This window comes from Blastococcus sp. CT_GayMR20 (genome assembly GCF_004570345.1).
In genome coordinates this window covers 1-22,265 of the sequence record NZ_SPQM01000008.1, presented here as the reverse complement: position 1 = coordinate 22,265, position 22,265 = coordinate 1, and the positions used below count along the sequence as shown (strand labels likewise).

The following is a 22,265-nucleotide window of genomic DNA, read 5'->3' as shown; positions in this document are numbered from 1 at the left end:
CGGTGCTCGCGCGTGTCCGACGCCGCCGGAGGCCGTGCCGACGGCAGCTACCCCGTCGCCGGCCGGCCGTAGAAGACGTCGTCGACGACCGACCGCGCGTGCCGGGTGACCCGCCGGTAGTCGTCGAGGAACTGGCCGGGATCCAGGTCGGGCCCGTAGCCGCAGGCCCGCGCGACGCCGACCAGCTCGAGGCCGGGCCGCGGCAGCTGGTCGCTCGGCCGACCGCGCACCAGGAAAATCGCGTTCCGGGCACGCGTCGCCAGCTCCCAGGCCGAGCGCAGGGCGTCCAGCTGGGCGGCATCGAGCAGGTGCGCGTCCCCCAGCGCATGCAGCCCGTCGACGGTGGACGGCGCGCGCAGCGCCGGCCTCTCGGCTCCGTGCTGCAGCTGGAGCAGCTGGACGGTCCACTCGACGTCGGACAGCCCACCGCGGCCGAGCTTGGTGTGCGTCGCCGGATCGGCACCCCGCGGCAGCCGCTCGCGCTCCACCCGTGCCTTGATGCGGCGGATCTCGGCGACCTGCTCGTCGGTGAGCCCGCCGGCGGGGTACCGGATCGGGTCGATCAGGGCGACGAAGGCCGCGCCCAGCTCCTCGTCCCCGGCGACCGGCACGGCGCGCAGCAGCGCCTGCACCTCCCAGACGGAGACCCAGCGCTCGTAGTACTCGCGGAACGCGTCGATGCTGCGGACCAGCGCCCCCTGGCGACCCTCCGGCCGCAGGTCGGCGTCGACCTCGAACGCCGGGTCGGGCGCCGGCTCGCTCAGCAGCCGCCGCAGCGCGTGGGCGACCGCGTTGGCCGCGGCGGAGGCCCTGCCCTCGTCGGCGCCCGGGCGCGCCCGGTGCACGAACAGGACGTCGGCATCGGAGCCGAACCCCATCTCCGCGCCCCCGAGCCGGCCCATGCCGATGACCGCGAGATCCATCGGCATGTCGGCCACGTCGATGCCCGCCTCGAGCGCGTAGGCGCGCTCGGCGACGTCCAGCCCCACCTGCAGGGTGGCGACGGCGACGTCGGTGAGCGCGTGCCCCAGCCGCACGACGTCGAGCCGCCCGAGCAGGTCGGCCGAGGCGATCCGCAGCAGCTCCTGGCGGCGCAGGCCGCGGAGCACCTGGATGCCGGACTTCGGGTCGACGGCCCGGCCGGCGGCCTGCCGCCAGGCGCCGGCCAGCGTGCTCGCGCTCCGCGGCTCCAGTTCGGCGTCGGCGGCCAGCAGGCGCAGCGCCTCCGGGGTCCTGGTCAGCAGCGAGGCGATGTACTGGCTGGAGCCGAGGAGCTGGGCCAGCCGCTCGGCCACCTGCCCCTCGTCGCGGAGCAGCCGGAGGAACCACTGGTTGCCCCCGAGCGCCTCGCTCACCTGGCGGTAGGCCAGGACGCCGGCGTCCGGGTTCGGGCAGGACGCGAACGTCTGCAGCAGCACCGGCAACAGGTACTTCTGCATGGACGCCGACCGGGAGACGCCGCTGGTGAGCGCCCCGAGGTGCCGAAGGGCTCCCTCGGGGTCGGCGAAGCCCAGCGCCCGGAGCCAGTCCCCCGCCGCCTTCGAGCCGAGCTGCAGGTGCTCGCCAGGGACGCGGGCCACCGCCGACAGCAGCGGCCGGTAGAAGAGCTTCTCGTGCAGCCGCCGGACCTCGCGGGTGTGCAGGGCCAGCTCCGCCTCGAGGACGGCGACGGCGCTGCCGCGGGCGTCGGGCTTGTAGCCCAGGGACCGGGCCAGCCAGCGCAGCTGCTGCTCGTCGGTCGGCAGCAGGTGGGTGCGCCGCAGCCGCAGCAGCTGCAGGCGGTGCTCGACGGTGCGGAGGAACCGGTAGGACGCGATGAGCGTCGCCGCGTCGTCCCGCCCGACGTACCCGCCCGCGGACAGCGCCTGCAGCGCCGGCAGCGTGCCGCCCAGCCGCAGCGTCGGATCAGCCCGCCCGTGCACCATCTGCAGCAGCTGGACGGCGAACTCGACGTCGCGCAGACCGCCGCGGCCGAGCTTGAGCTCCCGTTCGGCCTGCGCGGGCGGGATGTTGGCCTCCACCCGGCGGCGCATCGCCTGCACCTCGGCCACGAACCCCGGGCGGTCGCCGGCAGTCCAGACCAGCGGCCAGAGGGTGTCGACCCAGGCCCGGCCGAGATCCGGATCGCCGGCCACGGGGCGCATCTTCAGCAGGGCCTGGAACTCCCAGGTGCTGGCCCACTGCCGGTAGTAGGACTCGAAGCCGGCAACGGTGCGGACCAGCGCGCCGGCCTTGCCCTCGGGACGGAGGGCGGCGTCGACCTCCCAGGCCGCCTGGTGGCAGATCCGCATCAGGGCCGCCGCGACCTTGGTGGCGCTGCTCAGGGCCGCGCTCTCGGAGTCCGACGGGTCGACGGGCTCGGCCACGAACACGACGTCGACGTCGCTGACGTAGTTGAGCTCGCGCCCGCCGGTCTTGCCGAGGGCGATGACGGCCAGCCGGCACGGCGCGGCGGACGCCGGCTGCTCGGCGACGGCGAGCGCCAGCCCCGCGGTGAGGACCGCACCGGCGATGTCGGCCAGCTCGGCGGCCGCCTCCTCGGCGGGCAGCCCGTCACCGAGATCGCGCCCGGCGAGGGAGAGGATCGCCCGCCGGTAGGCCGACCGCAGCGCCGCGACCCGCGGGGGCGAGGCGTCCGGGGCGCCCTTCCCCAGCTTCACGCCCCACGGCGGGTCGTCGGGGTCGGCGCCGACGGCGGCCAGCATGTCCCGTCGCAGGTCCTCCGCCCCGGGCCGGTCGGAGCCACGGGGGATGCCGTCGGCGTCGTCGTCCAGGACCGTCCAGTCGTCCGGGTGCGCGGCGAGGTGGTCGGCCAGCCCGGAGCTCGCTCCCAGCACCGACAGCAGCCGGCTGCGCAGCAGACCCGAGCCACGCAGGCCCGCGAGCAGCGCCGCGGCGGCCGCACCCGAGGTGTCGGAGCCGTCGAGGGCCTCGACCAGCCGGTGCAGGGAGCGGACGGCGAGATCGGGGTCGCCGGCCCGCGCCAGCGCCGCGATCACCGGACCCGCCTCCGGATCGGCCGGCTCGTTCCGCTCGAGGTCCCAGAGGCCGAGCGCGGGGTCGGACAGCAGCCGGGCGGCCCGGGCGCCGTCCTCGAACCCGAACCGGACCAGGCGCACCACGGCGGGGCGCGGGATCTCCTCGTCTGCCAGCGTCACGGCGATCCCGTCGAGCCGGTCAGGCGGCCTGGCGCGCGCAGGCCCGCACCAGATCGGCGAAGCGGGCGGCGAACGGGGCCCACACCTCTTCGATGTGCGGGTGCGCCTCGTCGGAGAGGAGGCAGATGGTCTCGCGGTCGTACGGGCTGGCGGCCACGCCGACGACGTCCCGCTCGGCCCACTCGTGGATGATCTCCGGCGTCGTCTCGATGTGGAACTGCAGGCCGTACACGTGCCGGCCGACCCGGAAGGCCTGGTTGACGTACATCGGGCTGCTGGCCAGCAGCGTGGCCCCGGACGGCAGCTCGGAGATCTCGTCGTGGTGGAACTGCATGACGTCGGGCGACAGCGGCAGCGGGCCGAACACCGGATCGGCGTCGGCGGCGTCGCGCTTGGCGACAAGCAGGGCACCCACCTCGGGGCCGTCGATGCCCGCGCGCACGTTCCCCCCGCCCACCTGCGCGAGCAGCTGGGCACCCAGGCAGACGGCCAGGGTCGGGAAGTCCGCCGCCAGCGCCTGCCGGAGCAGTTCGCGGACACCGACGAGTTCGGGACTGGTCTGCTCGTCGTCCAGGGCCGACTGCGGGCCGCCCAGGACGACCAGGCCGTCGTGCTCCTCGAGCGTCTGCGGGAGCGGGTCACCCTCGTGCACCCGGCGTTCGTCGAGCTCGGCGCCCGCCGCGCGAAGCCAGTCGCCCAGGCGGGCGGGCGGATCCGTCTCATGGACGACGACGACGAGCAAGCGGGCCACGCCGCGAGGTTAGTCGCGTCCGGCCAGGCGTTCCCCGGCCCCACACAACGGGTGGGATTCCGGCTGCGGGCGTGGAACGAGCCCGATCAGCCTCTAAACTCGCCGGGCCGATCGAGGAGGCGCATTGATCACAGCGACAGAGCTGTCGCTCTCCGACCCCGCCGAGGGATCCGGAAACGAGACCGCCGGTCCCCGGCGGGCCGGCTTCCGGCAGGGGTGGACATCCCAGCGGGTGGTGCTGCTCTGCGCCGGTGTGCTCGTGCTCGTCCAGGTCGCCTCGCGGGCCTGGGTCCTCGACGACCGGTGGCTCTTCGGTGACGACCTCTCGCTCGCCAGCCAGTCGATGGCGATGAGCCTGTTCTCCTCGGAGTTCCTGTTCGAGGGGCGCGGAGGCCACCTCGTACCGGGTGCGCTGGTCCTCAGCGGCGCGCTCATCCGTCTGGACCCGATGGAGTGGTGGCCTCTTCTCGCTGCGTCCGTCGTCCTGAGCGCCCTGGCCTCCCTGGCCGTCTGGCGACTGATCCGGGTGTTCATGGGCGACCGCCCCGCGATGCTCGTCCCCCTCGCCGCGTACCTCTTCTCCGCCCTCAACCTCGGCGGCTTCACCTGGTGGTCGGCGACCATGCAGACGGTCCCGCTCCAGGCAGGGGTCGCGTGGGTGGTGGCCGACTCCGTTCTCTACCTCCGCACGGGGCGCACCCGCTACGCGGTGACCGCGCCACTGGGCCTCGCCGTCACCCTGTTGTTCTCCGAGCGCGCGGTGACCATCCCGCTCCTTGCGCTCGCGGTGCTCGCTCTCCTGCTGCACGTCGAGGGTGTGGCCACGCCGCTGCGCGAGGTCTGGCGCCGTACCCGCGCGCTGTGGCTGGGCATCCTGCTGGTCCTGGCCGGCTGGACCGCTGCCTTCCTCGCCGCGGTGCCGAACGAGGAGTACAGCGCGGTGACCGTCGCCCAGCTGGTCGACACGGTCCGCCACTTCGGCTCGAACCTCGTCCCCGGCCTCGTCGGTGGTCCCTGGGCCTGGACGGAGCAGCCGGGCGGTACCCCGATGGCCGCGGTACCTCCTGGGCTGTTCACCGTGAGCGTCGTGGCGCTGCTGGCGCTGGTGGTGTGGACCTCGTGTCGACGCCGCGGCGCTCCGGTGCTGTGGTTGATCGCCACCGGCTACGTGACGATCAACGTGGTGCTGGTCGGCCTCGGGCGCTCGGCGTTCGGGTTCGCCGAGTTCCTGCCCCTCTCCTACCGCTACTACCCGGCCGAGCCGGTGCTCCTGGCGATCGTCGTCGCGCTGCTGTTCGCTCTGCCGGCCCGTGCCCCGGCGCCGGCCGCGGGCCGGATCCGGGCGCTGCTCCAGGAGGCGGCGGCCGAGGCGGGCGCACGCGTGCGCAGCAGCATGCCGGGCCGCTGGGTCGGCCGACTGCTCGTTCCCGCGCTCACCGTCGTCTACCTCGCGGGCGCGACGATCTCCACCGTCGGTCACGTCGAGGCATGGGAGGTCGACCCCGCCCGGGACTACTTCACGACCGCCCGGTCCGAGCTCGCCGCCGCGGGCGACTCGCCACTGCTGGACCAGGCCGTTCCGCAGGACATCATGTGGGGCCTCGGGGTGCCCTACAACACCACCGCCGTGCTCTTCCGCCCGTACACCGACCGACCGCAGTTCGGCCAGGTGACGGACCGTCTGCAGGTGTTCGACGAGGCCGGGAACCTCCGGCCGGCCGCCGTGACCCCCCTGAGGACCGTCGAGCCCGGCCCGCTCACCGGCTGTGGGTGGGGAGTGCAGTCGGGAGAGACGACTGCCGTCGGACTGAGCGGACCGCTCATCCCCCTGCCCTGGACCGTGCAGCTGAACTACCTCGCAGGTCGCGACGGCGTCATGACCGTCGCGCTGGACTCCGGCGACCCCGTCCGGGTGCCCGTGGAGAAGGGCCTGCACACCGTGTTCCTCCGCCTGTCCGGGGGCGGTGGTCAGCTGACGGTGCGCTCCGACACCGTGGGTCTCGGCGTCTGCATCGACTCCGGGGTGGTCGGTGACGTCGCGCCGTCGTCCTGACCCCGGTTACAGGCCGGGCAGGTAGCGGCGCAGCTCGAACGGCGTGACGTTCTGCCGGTAGGAGTTGAACTCCTCCCACTTGTTGCGGAGGAAGAACTCGAAGACGTGCTCCCCGAGGGTCTCGGCGACCAGCTCGCTGCCCTGCATGGCGGTGAGGGCCTCGCCCAGGGAGACGGGCAGGTCCTCGTAGCCGGCCGCGCGCCGCTCGGTGTCGGTGAGCGACCAGACGTCGTCCTCGGCCTCCGGCGGGAGCTCGTAGCCCTTCTCGATCCCGCGCAGTCCCGCGGCGAGGAGGACGGCGAAGGTCAGGTACGGGTTGCAGGCGGAGTCCGGCGAGCGCACCTCGACGCGGGCGGACTGCGCCTTGCTCGGCTTGTACGAGGGCAGCCGGACGAGCGCCGACCGGTTCGCGCGGCCCCAGGTGGCGGCGGTCGGCGCCTCGGTGCCGGCGAGCAGGCGCCGGTAGGAGTTGACCGTCTGGTTCGTGACGGCCGTGTACTCGCGGGCGTGGGTGAGCAGGCCGGCGATGAACTGCTTGCCGGTCGCCGACAGCCGCATCGGGTCGGCGGCGTCGTGGAAGGCATTGCGGTCGCCCTCGAAGAGCGAGAGGTGGGTGTGCATCGCCGAGCCGGCCAGGTCGGTGAACGGCTTGGGCATGAAGGTGGCGTGCACGCCCTGCGCCAGCGCGACCTCACGGACGACGTGCCGCAGCGTCATGATGTTGTCGGCCATGGACAGCGCATCGGCGTAGCGCAGGTCGATCTCCTGCTGGCCGGGCGCGACCTCGTGGTGGCTGAACTCCACCGAGATGCCCATGGCCTCCAGCGCGAAGACCGCCTCCCGGCGGAAGTCGTGCGCCACGTTGTGCGTGGACAGGTCGAAGTAGCCCCCGGTGTCGGCCGGCTGCGGCGGGCTGCCGTCGGTCGGCAGGTCCTTCAGGAGGAAGAACTCGATCTCGGGGTGGGTGTAGAAGGTGAAACCCATGTCGGCGGCCTTGGCCAGCGCCCGGCGCAGCACGTGCCGCGGGTCGGCCCAGGCGGGTGACCCGTCGGGCAGCGTGATGTCGCAGAACATCCGCGCGGTGTCGCTGGGCTGCCCCTTGGCCGAGGGCATGACCTGGAACGTGCCGGGGTCGGGCTTGGCGAGCATGTCCGACTCGTAGACGCGGGCGAAGCCCTCGATCGCCGAGCCGTCGAAGCCGATGCCCTCGGCGAAGGCCGCCTCGATCTCGGCCGGTGCCACGGCGACGGCCTTCAGGTAGCCGGAGACGTCGGTGAACCACAGCCGGACGAACCGGATGTCACGCTCTTCCAGGGTGCGCAGGACGAACTCCTGCTGTCGGTCCATGCTCGCCATGATCGCGTCCGCTCGTTTCCGGGGTGTGACGGCGTCTTGATTCGGCCCCAGCCTGCCTCGTCGCGGCGTTCCGCACACGGGCGGGCGGCCGACGAGGTGCGTGTCGCGGTCAGGAGGCCAGCCGCTCCAGCGGCGTCCCCGGGTCGGTGAGCGAGGCGACGGGCACCTGCCGGCGCATCCGGATCAGCTGCTGGATGGGGCCGGTGACGTCCCAGACGTTGACGTTCATGCCGGCGGTGACCCGCCCCTCCTCCATCCAGAACGCGATGAACTCCCCGCTCTCCGGGGCGCCCCGGCAGACCACCGTGGCCCCGGGGCCGGCCAGCCCCGAGTACTCCATGCCCAGGTCGTACTGGTCGGTGTAGAAGTACGGCACCCGGTCGTAGGTGACCTCCTGACCGAGCATCGACCGGGCCGCTGCCGGACCCTGGTTCAGCGCGTTCGCCCAGTGCTCCACGCGCACGTACCGGCCGTAGAGCGGTGAGAACGCCGACGCGACGTCCCCTGCCGCGAAGACGTCGGGCGCCGACGTGCGGAGGGAGTGGTCGGTGACGATGCCGTTGTCGACGTCCAACCCGGCCGCCGCGGCGAGGCCGGTGTTCGGCACCGCACCGATCCCGACGACGACGACGTCGGCGGGCAGCCCGGCGTGGCCGTCGGTGACGACGGCCTCCACCCGCCCACCGGTTCCGCGGAACTCGCGGACGGTGGTGTCGGTGAACAGGTCGACGCCGTGGCCGCGGTGCAGTCGGGCGAACACCTTCCCCATCTCCGGGCCGAGGACGGCGTGCAGCGGGGTGGGCTGCGGCTCGACGACCGTCACCGCGTTGCCGTGCTGGCGTGCGGCCGCGGCGACCTCGAGGCCGATCCATCCGGCGCCCACGACCAGGACGGTGCGGCCGCCACCGGAGAGGTCGGCGACGAGGCGGTCGGAGTCGGCGAGGGTGCGCAGGTACCGGACGCCGTCCAGGTCGGCGCCCGGGACGGGCAACCGCCGTGCGGACGAGCCGGTGGCCAGCAGCAGCTTCGCGTAGCCGAGCTCCTCCCCCGTGTCGAGCGTCAGGCGGTGCGCGCCCGGGTCCAGGGACGTCGCGCCGACTCCGGCCCGCAGGTCGACGTCGTGCGTCCCGTACCACCCGGCGTCGTGGACCTGCGCGCTGGCGCGCGGGGACTTCCCGAGCAGGTAGCCCTTGGACAACGGCGGCCGCTCGTAGGGCAGCTCGGGCTCCTCCGCCACGAGGACCAGTGGGCCGTCGAAACCCTCGGACCGGAGGGTCTCGGCGGCCTTGGCGCCGGCCAGCCCCCCGCCGACGATGACGAACGGTTCCTGAACAGGCATGGCGGTCAGCCTCCCGAGCCGGTGAGGGCGAAGAACTCCTGACGGGGACGAGCGTCCTCCCACAGCAGGCCGTACAGGGCACCGGAGGACGCGGAACGGATCTACGCTGGGCGCACTCAGGACGTCGAGGCCGCCGGCCACCTCCAGACCCGTCGGACGTCGGCGCCGATGGAGGCCGACATGGACGTCGTTCTCGCAGTTCTCGCGATCCTGGCCCTCGTGGTGCTGGTGCTGCTGGGCGCCAGCGTCCGGGTCGTCACCCAGTTCGAGAAGGGTGTGCTGCTCCGCTTCGGCCGGTTGCGGGGCGAGGTCCGCGAACCGGGCCTGACCTTCATCGCCCCGGTCGCCGACCGGCTGCACAAGGTGAACATGCAGGTCATCACCATGCCGGTGCCCGCACAGGAGGGCATCACGCGCGACAACGTCACCGTGAAGGTCGACGCCGTCGTCTACTTCAAGGTGTTCGACCCGGTGCGGGTCGTCGTGGGCGTGCAGAGCTACGAGGCGGCGATCGCCCAGGTCGCCCAGGCGTCGCTGCGGTCGATCATCGGCAAGAGCGAGCTCGACGACCTGCTGTCCAACCGCGAGCGGCTCAACCAGGGCCTCGAGCTGATGCTGGACAGTCCCGCCGTCGACTGGGGCATCCACATCGACCGGGTCGACATCAAGGACGTCGCACTGCCGGAGTCCATGAAGCGGTCGATGTCCCGCCAGGCGGAGGCCGAGCGGGAACGGCGGTCGCGGGTCATCACCGCGGAGGGCGAGCTGCAGGCGTCGGAGAAGCTGGCGCAGGCCGCCGAGGTGATGGCCGCGCACCCGGCGGCGCTGCAGCTCCGCCTGCTCCAGACCGTCGTCGAGGTCGCGGCCGAGAAGAACTCGACGCTGGTCCTGCCGTTCCCGGTCGAGCTGCTCCGCTTCCTGGAGCGGGCCACCCCCGACGCCGGGACGACGCCGTCCACCGCCGAGGTTCCGGAGCCACGGGCGGCCGTGCCCGGCCCGGCGGCGCGCGGGGCCAACGGGCGCTGAGCCGTCGGCGTGACGCCGGTCCCCCCCCCCCTCGTCTGGCCCCCCACCGGGCGGCGAGACGAGGATGTGCCCGTGAGCGATCGGCAGCAGGTGCAGTTGCGGGTGGGGCTGGCCCAGATCGACACCCGCGTCGGCGACCTGGCGGGCAACTCCGACCTGGTCCGCACGTGGACGGCGAAGGCCGCCGGGGAGGGCGCGCACCTCGTCGTCTTCCCCGAGATGACCCTGACCGGCTACCCCGCCGAGGACCTGGTGCTGCGTGAGTCCTTCGCCTCCGCCAGCGAGCACGCCCTCGTCGACCTCGCGACCCGCCTCGCCGAGGACGGGTTCGGGGAGGTCGCCGTGGTCGTGGGATACCTGGCGCACACCGAAGGCGCGGGGCCGGCCCCGGTCGACCACACACCGACCGACGACCTCGACTCCCCCGGCGACGCCAACCCGCGCCGCGGTGCCCCGCGCAACGCCGCCGCGCTGCTGCACGGCGGCGAGGTCGTCGTCCGCTACTACAAACGGCACCTGCCCAACTACGGCGTCTTCGACGAGGCGCGCTACTTCGTGCCGGGCACCGAGCTGCCGGTCGTGCGCTTCCGCGGGATCGACGTGGCGCTCACCATCTGCGAGGACCTCTGGGTGGAGGGCGGACCGTGCGGCGTCGCCGGCCAGGCCGGGGTCGACCTCGTCGTCTCCCCCAACGCGTCGCCGTACGAGCGCGCCAAGGACGACCTGCGGCTGCCGCTGGTCCGCCGCCGGGCGGCAGAGGCGCGGGCGACGGTCGTCTACTGCAACCAGGTCGGCGGCCAGGACGAGCTCGTCTTCGACGGCGACTCGCTGGCCGTCTCCCCCACCGGTGACCTGCTGGCCCGCGCGCCGCAGTTCGTCGAGCACCTGCTGACCGTCGACCTCGCGATCGATCCGTCGGCCGTCCCCGAACGCCGTGACGGCCGGATCGGGCCGATGACGGTCACCCGGCACGTCCTCTCGGAGGAGCCGGTGCAGGCGTTCGAGGCGCGGCCGGGCTCGGTCGCCGAGCCGCTGACCGACTGCGAGGAGGTCTGGCGCGCCCTGGTGCTGGGCCTGCGCGACTTCATCGAGAAGAACGGCATGCCCTCGGTCGTGCTCGGCCTCTCCGGCGGGATCGACTCCGCGGTCGTGGCCGTGGTCGCGGCCGACGCGCTCGGCGCGGACCGGGTGCACGGCGTCGGAATGCCGTCGGTCCACTCCAGCGCGCACTCGCTCAGCGACGCCCAGGAGCTGGCCGACCGCGTGGGACTGCACTACTCGGTCGTGCCGATCGCGCCGATGGTCGACGCGTACCACGGCTCGGTGGAGCTCACCGGGGTCGCGGCCGAGAACCTGCAGGCGCGGGTGCGCGGCACCCTCCTCATGGGGCTGTCCAACCAGCACGGGCACCTGCTGCTGACGACCGGCAACAAGAGCGAGGTCGCCGTCGGGTACTCGACGCTGTACGGCGACTCGGCGGGCGGTTTCGGCCCGATCAAGGACGTGCCCAAGACCCTGGTGTGGGAGCTGGCCCGCTGGCGCAACCGCCAGGCCCGCACGCGCGGCGAGGTGGAGCCCATCCCCCAGCACTGCATCGACAAGCCGCCGTCGGCGGAGCTGGCCCCGGGCCAGGTCGACAGCGACTCCCTCCCCGCCTACGACGAGCTCGACGCGATCATCGCCGACTACGTCGACGGCGACCTCGGCATGGCCCAGCTCCTCGAGCGAGGGCACGACGCCGAGACGGTGGCCCGCGTGCTGCGGCTGGTGGACGCGGCCGAGTTCAAGCGCCGCCAGTCGGCGCCGGGAACGAAGATCAGCTTGAAGGCGTTCGGCCGGGACCGGCGCCTGCCCATCACCAACCGCTGGCGCGAGTCCCTGCCGAGCGTGCGCGAAGGAGCAGCCCACTCATGAGCGAGTCCGTGGTCTACGGCGGGGGCACCGCCGCGCGGGTGCGTGTGCACCACCTCCAGCAGGCGAAGGAGCGCGGCGAGAAGTGGGCGATGCTCACCGCCTACGACACCGTGAGCGCCTCGGTGTTCGAGGAGGCCGGCATCCCCGTCCTGCTCGTGGGCGACTCCGCGGGCAACGTCGTCCTCGGGCTGACCAGCACGGTGCCGGTGACCGTCGACGACATCCTGCTGCTGACCAAGGCGGTGACCCGCTCGACGCAGCGGACCATGGTCGTCGCGGACATGCCGTTCGGCAGCTACGAGGCCGGCCCCGACCAGGCGCTGGCCACTGCCTTCCGGTTCCTGAAGGAGGGCGGTGCGCAGGCGGTCAAGCTCGAGGGCGGCGTCCGGGTCGCGCCGCAGATCAGGAAGATCGTGGAGTCCGGCATCCCGGTCATGGCCCACATCGGCTTCACGCCGCAGAGCGAGCACGCCCTCGGGGGGTTCCGCGTGCAGGGCCGCGGGGCCGGCGCCGAGAAGCTGATGGAGGACGCGCTCGCGGTCCAGGAGGCCGGGGCGTTCGCCGTCGTGATGGAGATGGTGCCCGCCGAGATCGCCGGGCAGGTCACCAAGGAGCTGGCCATCCCGACGATCGGCATCGGTGCCGGTGTGGACTGCGACGCCCAGGTGCTGGTCTGGCCGGACATGGCCGGCTACACGGGCGGGCGGGTCCCGAAGTTCGTGAAGAAGTACGCCGACCTGCGGGCCCAACTGCTGCGCGCGGCCAAGGAGTACGCCGACGACGTCCGTGGCGGGACCTTCCCCGGCCCCGAGCATTCGTTCGAGTAGCCCGTCCGCCGCCCGCACAGCGGTCCGAACTCCCTTGTGCCGCAACGGGCGTGCGGCCAGTCTGACCGCATGCGGGCGCTCTTCGTCGCCTCACCGATGGTCGGCCACGTCCAGCCGCTGCTCCCCCTCGCCATCGCGCTGCGCGACGCCGGACACGACGTCGTCCTCGCGACCGGGCCCGAGGGACTGGCGGCGGGGAGATCGAGCGGGCTGGACGTCCGGGACGTCGCGCCCGGGCTCCGGGTCATGCCGGTGTTCATGGGCCAGGCGCTGGCGCACCCCCTGCAGGCACGCCGCGCCGCCGCGGGTGAGGAGCGGGAACCCTCCTTCGTCGGCGTCCTGTTCTCGGCGCTCGGTGCCCGGATGGCCGATGGAGTCGTCCGGCTCGCCGACGAATGGCGGCCGGACATCGTCGTCCAGGAGGCGCTGGCCGCGGTCGGAGCCCTCGCCGCCGTCCGTCGTGGGGTGCCGTTGGTCGTCGTCAACATGACGTTCTTCGACGCGGAGCGGCTGTTCGCGGTCACGGCCGCACGGCTGGGCGGGGTGGCCCGCCGGCACGGCCTCGTGCACCTGCCCGAACCCGCCGAGGTGCTGGGCACGGCACCGCCCAGCCTCGTCGGCTCCCGGCGTGGCCGGCCGATGCGGTTCGTCCCCGTTCCCGGGGACGGTGCGGCGCCGGCGGACCTCACCCGCCCCGGCGCCCGGCCGCGGATCATCGTCAGCCGCAGCACGGTGGCCGATCCGCGTCCCGATCGGCTGATGAGCCGGGTGGTAGAGGCGGCAGCCGGGATGGACGTCGAGATCGTCCTCGCCCGGCCGGACAAGCACGTCAGCCGCGGACCGCTGCCGGCCAACGTCCGGACCACCGAGTGGCTCCCGTTCCCGGCGGTCTTCCCGGCGGCCGCAGCCACCGTGCACCACGGCGGTGCCGGCACGATCCTGACGGCGCTGGCCGCCGGCATCCCGCAACTGGTCACCCCGGGGGCCGGCGACCGGGCGGTGAACGCCGAGCTCGTCGCTGCCCGCGGCGTCGGCCTGGCGATCCCCACCGAGCAGATCACCCCCGCCGATCTCCGTCGTCTGGTCGGCGATCCAGCACTGAAGCAGGCGTCCCGCGACGTGGCCGACGAGATCGCCGGCATGCCTGCGCCGGCCGAGCTGGTCGAGCCGCTCGCCGCGCTGGCCCGCTGATCACACCGGCGAGCGGACGGCGTCCCTCGCGCGGAGGGCCCGGGCCAGCAGCAGGCCGTAGCCGATGAGGTTCGGCAGGAACGCCACGACGTAGATGCCGACCTGGGTGGACGTCGCCTCGATCGGGAACCCCATCGGCGCGGTGATGTAGTGCCCGATGAACCCGCCGTCGTAGCCGGGCTCCCCCGAGCGTTCCCGCAGCTGCAGCTCCCAGGTGGTGAGCGGGCAGTCCGAGTCGGTCAGGTACAGCGCGAGGATCGCCAGGCTGACCGGCACGTGCAGCCACAGCACCCGGGGCCACCGCAGCGCGAGCAGCGACCCGGTGAGCATGAACAGGACCGCAGCCGCGTGCAGGACGGCGACCCCGGCAGCGAGCAGCACGGTTCCAGTCTGGCCCGCTCAGCCGCCGAGCCGGGCGATCAGCACCCCGGGCGCCTCGACCAGCGACGGGCCGTACCAGGTGAGGTGCCGGCCGCTGACGAACACCGGCCGTGCCTGCGGCCACGCCTCCGGGCCGTCGTCCGCGGTGAACGCGTAGGGCTCGTCGGGGAAGACGACCAGTTTGGCCTGCACGGCCGCCGGGTCGTCCTTCGCCAGCCGTGGGTACCGGTCCGGCGATCCCGCGAAGACGTTGTGGACGCCGAGCCGGGCGAGGACGTCGCCGGCGAAGGTGTCCCGCCCGAGCACCATCCAGGGCCGCCGCCAGATGGGGACGACGGCGGTCGCCGGTGCCACCTGCGGCGGGTCCGTCCAGACCGCCCGGGCCTCGCACAGCCACGCCGGGCCGGGCGTCCCGAGCACCGCGCAGAGGCGGTCCAGGGAGTCCAGCGCCTGGTCGACCGTCGCCGGAGCGGTCATCCACACCGGGACGCCCGCCGCCCGCAGCGCGGCGACGTCCTCGTCCCGGTTCTCCTCGGCGTTCCCGACTACGAGGTCCGGCCGGAGGGTGAGCACCTTCTCGACGTCCGGCCACTTCGTGCCGCCGACCCGGGCGACGTCCAGCCCGGCGGGGTGCGTGCACCAGTCGGTCGCGCCGACGAGCAACTCCGGGGCCGTCGCGGCGATCGCCTCCGTCAGCGAGGGGACGAGGGAGACGACCCGCCGCGGTGGAGCCCCGGCGAACGCCTGGCCCTGGTCATCGGACGAAGTCACCGGTTCGGTCCTCTCGGCCCCGTCCCGGGTCCCGGCCTGAGCGTGCGAAGGCTGGGGAGGACGGGGCCTGTTTCAGACGTCGGTGACACGGACCCCGGCGTGCACCTTGTACCGCCGGTTCACCGAGACGAGGTTGACCGTCAGCGCCTCGACCTGCCGGGCGTTGCGCAGCCGCCCGGCGTAGATCCCCCGCATGCCGGGAAGCCGGCCGGCGAGCGCCTGCACGGTGTCCATCGACGCCCGGTCGTCGCCGACGACCATCACGTCGCCGTCCATCGTGGGCCGGGAGAGGTCCTCGAGGAGGACGGCGGACAGGTGGTGGAACGCGCCCACGACGTGGCTGTCGGGCAGCAGCGCCGCGGCCTGCTGGGCGACGCTGCCCTCCTCGACGTCCAGGACGTAGGCGCCGAGTTCGTCGAAGCCCATGGGGACGACGCAGTCGACGACGATCTTCCCGGCCAGCGGGGTCGCCAGCTCCGCCAGCGTGGCGGCATGCCCGGCGAACGGGACGGCGACGATCACCAGGTCGGCGGCGCCGGCCACGTCGACGTTCGAGCCGCCCTGCACCGACACCTCGACCCCCCCGGCGGCGGTGGCGGCCCGGGAGGCGACCTCGGCGGCGACCTCGGCGGCACGGTCCGCGTCGCGGGAGCCGAGGAGGATCCGCTGGCCGGCGGCGGCCAGTCGCACGGCCAGCCCGCGTCCCTGTGGCCCGGTGCCGCCCAGCACCCCGACGACCAGGTCCTCCACCGCACGTCCGTCGGTCATCCCGCCCCCTCCGCCGGCCCCGGAACGCCCGGAGCCCTCCGACCGATCATGCACGGACCGGCCGACGGGACGGTGACGAGGGGACGACGTCGGTCAGTCGTCCTCCCACTTGCGGTCCTCCGCGGTGAGCTGCTCCTCGCGCTCCCGCACCGATTGCAGGGCGCGCTCCGCCTCTTCCCGGGTCTCGTACGGGCCCAGCCGGTGGCGCTCGGCGCAGCCGTCGCGCGGTTCGACGGTGTGGTGCTTGAGACAGAAGAACCAGGGCCCTCCGGCCATGAGCAGCCTCCTCGGGGAGTCGGAGCGGTCGAGGCCCAGCCTGTCACCGACGCGGGACTGATGCTCAGGGGTCGACCATCACCTGGTCGTGGCGCGCGTAGAACGCCGTCATCTCCTCGGGCGTGGGTGTGCGGCCGCTCCGGCGGAGCTCGGCCATCTCCAGGAAGAAGTTCTCGCGGGCGATCCCGGGGGCGAAGAGGATGAGGAAGGACGTCCACTCGTCGCCGTCGTTGCGGAAACCGTGGGCGCCCCCTTCGTGCACGAGCGCGTAGTCCCCCGGTCCGAACGGGTCCCACGACCCTGCGTGGTAGACGGTGAGCTGCCCGGTCAGCACGTAGAAGGACTCCGAGAAGGTCTGGTGGAAGTGCGGCGCCGCACCGGGGCTGTTCGGAGCGACGTGGTACTCGAGGAGGCCGTAGCGCCCCGCGGTCACCGAGCCGGGGGCGACCATGCGCAGCTTGCTGGTCCGCCCGTTGGAGACGAGCGGGTGGTCGGCCGCGGTCCGGACGTCGACCAGCGCGGGGTCCACATGCGACATGCGGGCCACCCTGGCAGCCGGCCCGATCCACCGGCACCCTGCCGCGCGCGGGCGAGAGACTCGTCACTGGTGCGCGTACCGGCTCGGTAACGATGGGACGAAGTTCCCATTTCAGACCGGTTGTGCGGCATCCTTCTCCGGTGATCGGACGGTGGCAGCCCGGCCCCTTCGGTGGCATCGACGTGCCCGATGCGTCCAAGAGCCGCGGACCCGAGCACCGCGTCGCGGCGCTCACCCTGGCCGCGCTGCTCGTCGTCGGCGCCGCGATGGGCACGATCAACCTCTTCGTGAACGGGGTGCTGCGTGACGGCGCACCCCGGTGGCTCTACGCCGCCACGATGGGTCTCTGCATCGTCGCCGCCGTCCCCCTGGCCGTGCGCAGGCGCGCCAGCCGGTGGCACACCTTCGGGCTGGTCCTGCTCGGCGACCTGATCTACCTCGTCATCGTCTTCTGCATCGAGGACCCGGTCCGGTACGCGACACCCCTGATGCTGCTGTTCCCGGCCTTCGTGGCCGCCTGGTTCCTGGGCGTCTGGGAGCTCCTCGTCAACATGGTCGTCACGACGGTGGTCTGCCTCGTCGCCCTGTGGCCGAGCTACGACAGCGCCGTCGCCCTCGGGGTCCAGGTCGGGGTGAGCGCGGGCATGCTGAACGCCGGCGCGCTGGGGATCTTCATCCTCCGCGTGCGCATCCAGCGGCTGCTCATGGCGACGCAGACGCTGTCCCACCTCGATCCGCTGACCGGGCTCCACAACCGCCGGTACCTCGTCGAGCAGGCGCCCCGGCTGTGGCGGCAGGCGCGCCGCGACGGGACGCGGGTGGCCGCGATGGTGCTCGACCTCGACCACTTCAAGCGGCTCAACGACGCCCATGGGCACGCCGCCGGCGACGCCGTCCTCCGCGCTGTCGCCGGGTCGCTGACCGCGACCGTGCGCCCCGCCGACGTGCTGGCCCGCACCGGCGGTGAGGAGCTCGTCGTCCTCGGCCTGGTCGGCGACCCGGACGAGGCGGCACGGCTCGCCGAGCGCCTCCGGAGCGCCGTGTCCGCCAGCCGCACCGACGACGGGCACGCCGTCACGGCCTCGATCGGGATCGCCCTGACCCGGCCCGTGGACGGCGAGGACGCGACCGACGCCCTGTGGCGGCTGGTCGACCGCGCCGACGCGGCCATGTACGAGGCGAAGCAGCAGGGGCGCGACCGGGTGGCGTCGATGTGGGTGCCGCGGGCCCGGTCGCCGTTGCCCGGGGAGAACCGGGCCGTGCCCGAGGCTCCGGCCAGCGACGTGGCCTAGCGCTTGTCCGCTCGAGCGGTGGACCGTCCGGTCTTCTGCTTCCCTAGGGCACATGACGCTGGGCGCGCCCGACCCGACGCGGGCGGTTCCCCTGCCGCTGCGAGAGCAGGCCGACGTCCGGGACCGCTGGCTCACCCAGCGCCTCCTCGACCTGCTGCCCGGCCTGATGGACCGGACCGGCATCGAGCTCTGGCTGGTCGTTGGCCGCGAGTACAACGAGGACCCGGTCCTGGCCACGCTGCTTCCCGCCACCTGGCTGTCGGCCCGCCGCCGCACGATGCTGGCCCTGCACCGCAGTGACGACGGCGTCACGGCCGTGGCCGTCTCCCGCTACCCGGTCGGCCAGTTCCTGCCTGCCTGGTCGCCCGACGAGGCGCCGACCCTGCCGGCGGAGGAGTCGCAGTGGGCGGCCGTCCGCCGCTTCGTCGAGCAGGCCGACCCTCGGCGCATCGGCATCGACGTCTCCGGGACCTTCGCGCTGGCCGACGGGCTGTCGCACACCGAGCACGGCCTGCTCGTCGAGGCGCTCGGCCCGTACGCCGAGCGACTGGTGTCGGCCGAGGAGCTGGCGGTCGGCTGGCTGGAGACCCGCCTGCCGGAGGAGATCCGGGCGCTGCACGCCCTCAACCGGCTCGTCCACGAGGTCATCGACGAGGCCTACTCCCCCGCGGTGATCCAGGTGGGTACGACGACGGCGCTGGACGTCGCCTGGTGGATCCGGCAGCGCCTGCACGACCTCGGCGTCGAACCGTGGTTCCAGCCGACGGTGGGCCTGCAGCGCGCCGGGGTGCCGCTGGTCGAGGAGCGGGGCACGCTGCTGCCCGCCGTCCCCTACGACGCGGTGATCGAGCCCGGCGACCTCGTCCACTGCGACGTCGGGCTGGCCAGCCTCGGGCTGAAGACCGACACCCAGCGCAACGGCTACGTGCTGCGTCCCGAGGAGAAGGGACCGCCGGAGGGCCTCCGCGCGGCGCTGCGCACAGGTAACCGCATGCAGGACCTGACGACCGCGGAGCTCACCGCCGGACGGACCGGGAACGAGGTGCTCGCCGCCGCCCGGGCCGCCGCGGCGGAGGAGGGCATCGACGCCGACGTCTACTCCCACCCCGTGGGCGTCCACGGGCACGGAGCCGGTCCGGCGATCGGCCAGTGGGACCAGCAGGACGGCGTCCGCGGGGCAGGCGACTACCCCGTCCACCCCGACACCGCCTACGCGCTGGAGCTCGCGGTGCGCCGGCCGGTGCCGGAGTGGGACGGGCAGTGCGTACGGATGGCGCTCGAGCAGGGCATCGCCCTGACCCAGGACGGCGTCGAGTACCTCGACGGCCGCCAGACCGAGCTGATCCTCATCCCCGGCTGACGATCTCGCCCGGTCGGATCACTTCTTGCGGGCGTCGGCCGTCTTCTTGTCGTTCGCCTTCTGGACGGCGTCGACGAGTTCCTTCTTCTTCATCTTCGACCGTCCCTTCACGCCGAGCTTCTTCGCCAGCGTGAGCAGGTGGTCCTTGGTCGCGTTGGCGTCCACGCCGCCCTTGGTCGTGCGGTTCGTGTTCTTCCCACCCGCGGCCTGGGCGTCGGAGGGGCCCTTCCTGCCGCCGGCCTTCTTCTCCCAGTGGTCGCCGACCTTCTCGAAGCTGTGCTTGACCGCCGCCCACGCCACCTGGTTGGCGCGCCTCTCGTCGCCGTACTCGGAGGCCGCGGAGTCGTGGGCCTTCGCGAAGGTCCGCTGCGCCTTCTTGGGCGAGCGCTTCAGCGTGCTGGGCAGTTCCGACAGCTTCGCGCTGCCGCTCTTCGTGGTCTTCGGCATGACCTCTCCTCTCGGGTCCTGGACCAGCCCTTACCCGACAGGGACGCGATGATCACATCCGCAGGAACGGCAGGAGCGCCGCGACCAGCTCGTCGGGCGCCTCCTCGGCCATGTGGTGGCCGCTGTCGATGGGGCCGCCACCGCGGAGGTCCGTCGTCCAGTCGGCCCAGACCGCCCTCGGGTCGCCGTGCAGCTCCTCGAGGTCGTCGCGGCTGGACCACAGCACCAGGGTCGGGCAGGTCACCTTCCGACCCGCGGCGCGGTCGGCCTCCTCGATCCCCCGGTCGACGGTGAGACCCGCCCGGTAGTCCTCCAGCATCGCCCGCACGGTCGCGGGGTCGGAGATCGCCGCCAGGTGGTCGGCGTGGTTCTCCGCGCCGAGCGCCTCGACCTTCCCCGGCGTGTGCGCCCCGTACCAGGCCGCGGGGTCGGCGTTGATGGCTCGCTCCGGCTTGTCGGGCTGGGCGAAGAAGAACCAGTGCCACCAGGCGGCGGCGAACCGGGCATCGGCCCGCTCGAGGTGCTCGACGATCGGGAGGCAGTCGAGGACGGCGAGGTGCGTGACGGCGTCAGGTGCATCCATCGCCGTCCGCATCGCCACGTAGCTGCCCCGGTCGTGCCCGACGACGGCGAACCGCTCGTGCCCCAGCCCCGCCATCAGACGGACGACGTCCGCCGCCATCGCCCGTTTCGAGTACGGGGCGTGGTCGTCGGTGGTCTCCGGCTTGGAGGAGCGGCCGTACCCGCGCAGGTCGGGGCAGACGACGGTGTGGCCCGCGGCGACCAGCTGCGGCGCGACGCGGTGCCAGGTGGTGTGGGTGCGCGGGTGCCCGTGCAGCAGCACCACGGGTGGGCCGTCGCCACCGGTGCGGACCCGCAGCTCGACGCCGTTTCCGACGTCGATCCGTGCCTCCACGAACCCCTGGAAGAACGTCTCGGCCACAGGCCGCATCCTGCCGGGTCAGGCGCGCGGACGGTCGATCAGCCGGGAGAGCACGATGACGCTGCGCGTGTGGTCGACGTTCGGTTCGTCGCGGATCCGCTCGAGCGCCCGCTCCAGCTGCTTCACGTCCGAGGCCAGCATGTGGACCAGGGCGTCGGCCTGCCCGGACACCGTCGCGGCGCCGACGACCTCGGGCACCTGCTCGAGATTGCGCCGGAGGTCCTCCGGGGCCACGGTGCCCTTGCAGTAGAGCTCCACGTACGCCTCGGTCTGCCAGCCGAGGACGTCGGGGTCGATCTGGGCGGTGAAGCCGCGGATCGCGCCGCTGGTCACCAGCCGGTCGATGCGGCGCTTGACCGCCGGTGCGGACAGGCCCACCTCGGCGCCGATCTCGGCGAGTGTCGCCCGGGCGTTGCGCAGCAGACACCCGATCACCTTGCTGTCGACGCCGTCCATGGGCCCCCCGCGCAACAAATCGACGTTCACCCGGCGTACATGCAACATACGGGCTCAGAAGACGCAAAGGAACGCGATTGTTTGTGAATCACCCGGGCCATAGCGTTCAGCCGACCGGCGCCGTCGGCGCCCTCTTCCCCAGGAGTTCCCGGTGACCGCAGTCCTTCCCCGGCCGCGCACGGCCTCCCCGCTTGAGCGCGTCCCCAGCCCGCGCCGCTACCTGATGTGCCGGCCGGAGCACTTCGAGGTCAGCTACGCGATCAACCCGTGGATGGACGTCGCCCTCGGCGTGGACCGGGACCTCGCGCTGCGGCAGTGGGACACCCTCCGCCAGACCTACCTCGACCTGGGGCACGAGGTGGAGGTCATCCCTGCGGTGCCGGGCCTGCCGGACATGGTCTTCGCTGCCAACGGCGGCCTCGTGGTCGAGGGCCGCGCCCTGGGCGCCCGGTTCACCCACGCAGAGCGGCGCGCTGAGGGCCCGGCGTACCTCGCCTAGCTCGCCGCGGCCGGGCTCGAGGACGTGACCGAGCCGGTCCACGTCAACGAGGGCGAGGGCGACTTCCTCGTCGTCGGGGAGCTGGTCCTCGCCGGCACGGGATTCCGCACCGACCCCGGCGCCCACACCGAGGTGCAGGAGCTGTTCGGGATCCCGGTGATCTCGCTGCAGCTCGTCGACCCGCGGTTCTACCACCTCGACACCGCGCTCGCGGTGCTCGACGACCGGACCGTCGCCTACTACCCGGAGGCCTTCAGCCCGGGCAGCCGCGGGGTCCTGCAGCGCCTCTTCCCTGACGCCGTCCTGGCCAGCGAGGCGGACGCCGTCGTGCTCGGTCTGAACGCGGTGTCCGACGGCCGGCACGTCGTGCTGCCGTCGGCCGCGGTCGGGCTGATGGAGCAGCTGCGCGAGCGCGGCTACGAACCCATCGGCGTCGACCTCAGCGAGCTGCTCAAGGCCGGCGGCAGTGTCAAGTGCTGCACGCTGGAGATCCGCGCCTGACGACGGCTCGAGGGTCCGCAGCGCGCCGGCGCGCCCAACGACGTCCGCAACGCTTCCGCGGAAGCGCGGTCGAGGGGTACGGGATGTCGAAAGTGCGGCGCCGGCTCCGCTCTGGATATGAGTGGCCACGACGGGTCGCGCGAGTAAGAAGGAGAGCCACCATGACGATTCAGCGGATGGACCACGTCAGCGTCGTCGTCGACGACCTCGCGGCCGCCAAGGCGTTCTTCCTGGAGCTCGGCATGGAGCTGGAGGGCGAGGCGCCGATCGAGGGACGTTGGGTGGACCGCGTCAACGGGCTCGACGGCGTCCGGGTCGACATCGCGATGATGCGGACCCCGGACGGCCACGGCCGGCTCGAGCTGACGAAGTTCCATTCCCCGGAGGCGGTCAGCGCGGAGCCGGAGAACGCACTGGG

22 protein-coding genes are annotated in these 22,265 nt (G+C 73.2%); 10 read left to right on the top strand and 12 right to left on the bottom strand.

What is annotated here, in order from left to right:
- Window positions 1-47: 47 nt before the first annotated feature.
- The gene (locus E4P40_RS03700) at window positions 48-3,158 is read right to left on the bottom strand and encodes a bifunctional [glutamine synthetase] adenylyltransferase/[glutamine synthetase]-adenylyl-L-tyrosine phosphorylase (RefSeq protein WP_209305179.1); all 3,111 of its coding nucleotides are present in this window, start codon (window positions 3,156-3,158) and stop codon (window positions 48-50) included.
- 19 nt (window positions 3,159-3,177) lie between these two features.
- Window positions 3,178-3,909, bottom strand: a complete 732-nt coding sequence (locus tag E4P40_RS03695) for a type 1 glutamine amidotransferase (RefSeq protein WP_135157427.1) — start codon at window positions 3,907-3,909, stop codon at window positions 3,178-3,180.
- A gap of 124 nt (window positions 3,910-4,033) precedes the next feature.
- Between E4P40_RS03695 and E4P40_RS03690 the strand changes: the two genes are divergently transcribed.
- Window positions 4,034-5,962, top strand: coding sequence for a hypothetical protein (locus tag E4P40_RS03690; protein WP_135157425.1), 1,929 nt, complete (start codon window positions 4,034-4,036; stop codon window positions 5,960-5,962).
- 6 nt (window positions 5,963-5,968) lie between these two features.
- Here the strand turns inward: E4P40_RS03690 and E4P40_RS03685 are convergent, their stop codons facing one another.
- Window positions 5,969-7,309, bottom strand: coding sequence for a glutamine synthetase family protein (locus E4P40_RS03685; RefSeq protein WP_135157423.1), 1,341 nt, complete (start codon window positions 7,307-7,309; stop codon window positions 5,969-5,971).
- A 118-nt stretch (window positions 7,310-7,427) separates the two neighbouring features.
- On the bottom strand, window positions 7,428-8,657 hold the full coding sequence (locus E4P40_RS03680; protein WP_135157421.1) for an FAD-dependent oxidoreductase: 1,230 nt from the start codon (window positions 8,655-8,657) through the stop codon (window positions 7,428-7,430).
- Window positions 8,658-8,837: 180 nt separating this feature from the next.
- Between E4P40_RS03680 and E4P40_RS03675 the strand changes: the two genes are divergently transcribed.
- The 4 genes from E4P40_RS03675 to E4P40_RS03660 all read left to right on the top strand — a co-directional run bounded on the left by E4P40_RS03675 (window position 8,838) and on the right by E4P40_RS03660 (window position 13,615).
- The gene (locus E4P40_RS03675; RefSeq protein ID WP_135157414.1) at window positions 8,838-9,683 is read left to right on the top strand and encodes a slipin family protein; all 846 of its coding nucleotides are present in this window, start codon (window positions 8,838-8,840) and stop codon (window positions 9,681-9,683) included.
- A gap of 72 nt (window positions 9,684-9,755) precedes the next feature.
- Window positions 9,756-11,597, top strand: coding sequence for an NAD+ synthase (locus tag E4P40_RS03670; RefSeq protein WP_209305178.1), 1,842 nt, complete (start codon window positions 9,756-9,758; stop codon window positions 11,595-11,597).
- Window positions 11,594-12,424: a 3-methyl-2-oxobutanoate hydroxymethyltransferase gene (panB, locus tag E4P40_RS03665; protein ID WP_135157406.1), complete on the top strand. Its 831-nt coding sequence runs from the start codon at window positions 11,594-11,596 to the stop codon at window positions 12,422-12,424. Before E4P40_RS03670 ends, panB begins: the two co-directional genes overlap by 4 nt.
- A 69-nt stretch (window positions 12,425-12,493) precedes the next feature.
- Window positions 12,494-13,615 carry a nucleotide disphospho-sugar-binding domain-containing protein gene (locus E4P40_RS03660; protein WP_135157404.1) on the top strand — a complete coding sequence of 374 codons (1,122 nt, stop codon included), beginning with the start codon at window positions 12,494-12,496 and terminating at the stop codon, window positions 13,613-13,615.
- Here E4P40_RS03660 and E4P40_RS03655 read toward each other — a convergent pair whose 3' ends face one another.
- The 5 genes from E4P40_RS03655 to E4P40_RS03635 form a co-directional block, all read right to left on the bottom strand.
- The gene (locus E4P40_RS03655) at window positions 13,616-13,996 is read right to left on the bottom strand and encodes a DUF2784 domain-containing protein (protein ID WP_135157402.1); all 381 of its coding nucleotides are present in this window, start codon (window positions 13,994-13,996) and stop codon (window positions 13,616-13,618) included.
- An 18-nt stretch (window positions 13,997-14,014) separates the two neighbouring features.
- A complete protein-coding gene (locus E4P40_RS03650; RefSeq protein ID WP_135157400.1) occupies window positions 14,015-14,767 on the bottom strand; it encodes a helical backbone metal receptor in 753 nt (250 codons plus the stop codon).
- A 72-nt stretch (window positions 14,768-14,839) separates the two neighbouring features.
- A complete protein-coding gene (npdG, locus tag E4P40_RS03645) occupies window positions 14,840-15,535 on the bottom strand; it encodes an NADPH-dependent F420 reductase (protein WP_135157398.1) in 696 nt (231 codons plus the stop codon).
- A 93-nt stretch (window positions 15,536-15,628) separates the two neighbouring features.
- Entirely contained in the window at window positions 15,629-15,811 is a 183-nt protein-coding gene (locus E4P40_RS03640; RefSeq protein ID WP_135157396.1) for a hypothetical protein, read from the bottom strand.
- 64 nt (window positions 15,812-15,875) lie between these two features.
- On the bottom strand, window positions 15,876-16,349 hold the full coding sequence (locus E4P40_RS03635) for a cupin domain-containing protein (RefSeq protein ID WP_135157394.1): 474 nt from the start codon (window positions 16,347-16,349) through the stop codon (window positions 15,876-15,878).
- 140 nt (window positions 16,350-16,489) lie between these two features.
- Between E4P40_RS03635 and E4P40_RS03630 the strand changes: the two genes are divergently transcribed.
- Together E4P40_RS03630 and E4P40_RS03625 are read left to right on the top strand one after the other, a co-directional pair.
- Window positions 16,490-17,641: a GGDEF domain-containing protein gene (locus E4P40_RS03630; RefSeq protein ID WP_245160123.1), complete on the top strand. Its 1,152-nt coding sequence runs from the start codon at window positions 16,490-16,492 to the stop codon at window positions 17,639-17,641.
- 52 nt (window positions 17,642-17,693) lie between these two features.
- Window positions 17,694-19,001, top strand: coding sequence for a M24 family metallopeptidase (locus E4P40_RS03625; RefSeq protein WP_135157390.1), 1,308 nt, complete (start codon window positions 17,694-17,696; stop codon window positions 18,999-19,001).
- Between the two features lie 18 nt (window positions 19,002-19,019).
- Here E4P40_RS03625 and E4P40_RS03620 read toward each other — a convergent pair whose 3' ends face one another.
- From E4P40_RS03620 to E4P40_RS03610, 3 genes are read right to left on the bottom strand one after another with little or no spacing between them, the layout of a single operon-like run.
- A complete protein-coding gene (locus tag E4P40_RS03620; RefSeq protein ID WP_135157382.1) occupies window positions 19,020-19,448 on the bottom strand; it encodes a ChaB family protein in 429 nt (142 codons plus the stop codon).
- A gap of 52 nt (window positions 19,449-19,500) precedes the next feature.
- The gene (locus E4P40_RS03615) at window positions 19,501-20,391 is read right to left on the bottom strand and encodes an alpha/beta hydrolase (protein WP_245160122.1); all 891 of its coding nucleotides are present in this window, start codon (window positions 20,389-20,391) and stop codon (window positions 19,501-19,503) included.
- Window positions 20,392-20,409: 18 nt separating this feature from the next.
- The gene (locus tag E4P40_RS03610; protein ID WP_135157378.1) at window positions 20,410-20,847 is read right to left on the bottom strand and encodes an Lrp/AsnC family transcriptional regulator; all 438 of its coding nucleotides are present in this window, start codon (window positions 20,845-20,847) and stop codon (window positions 20,410-20,412) included.
- A 151-nt stretch (window positions 20,848-20,998) separates the two neighbouring features.
- Between E4P40_RS03610 and E4P40_RS28770 the strand changes: the two genes are divergently transcribed.
- From E4P40_RS28770 to E4P40_RS03600, 3 genes are all read left to right on the top strand, one after another.
- The gene (locus E4P40_RS28770; protein WP_245160121.1) at window positions 20,999-21,346 is read left to right on the top strand and encodes a hypothetical protein; all 348 of its coding nucleotides are present in this window, start codon (window positions 20,999-21,001) and stop codon (window positions 21,344-21,346) included.
- Window positions 21,347-21,370: 24 nt separating this feature from the next.
- Window positions 21,371-21,847: a hypothetical protein gene (locus tag E4P40_RS28765; protein WP_245160120.1), complete on the top strand. Its 477-nt coding sequence runs from the start codon at window positions 21,371-21,373 to the stop codon at window positions 21,845-21,847.
- A 161-nt stretch (window positions 21,848-22,008) separates the two neighbouring features.
- Window positions 22,009-22,265: VOC family protein (locus tag E4P40_RS03600; RefSeq protein ID WP_209305177.1), on the top strand; the 257-nt coding region annotated here is incomplete at its 3' end.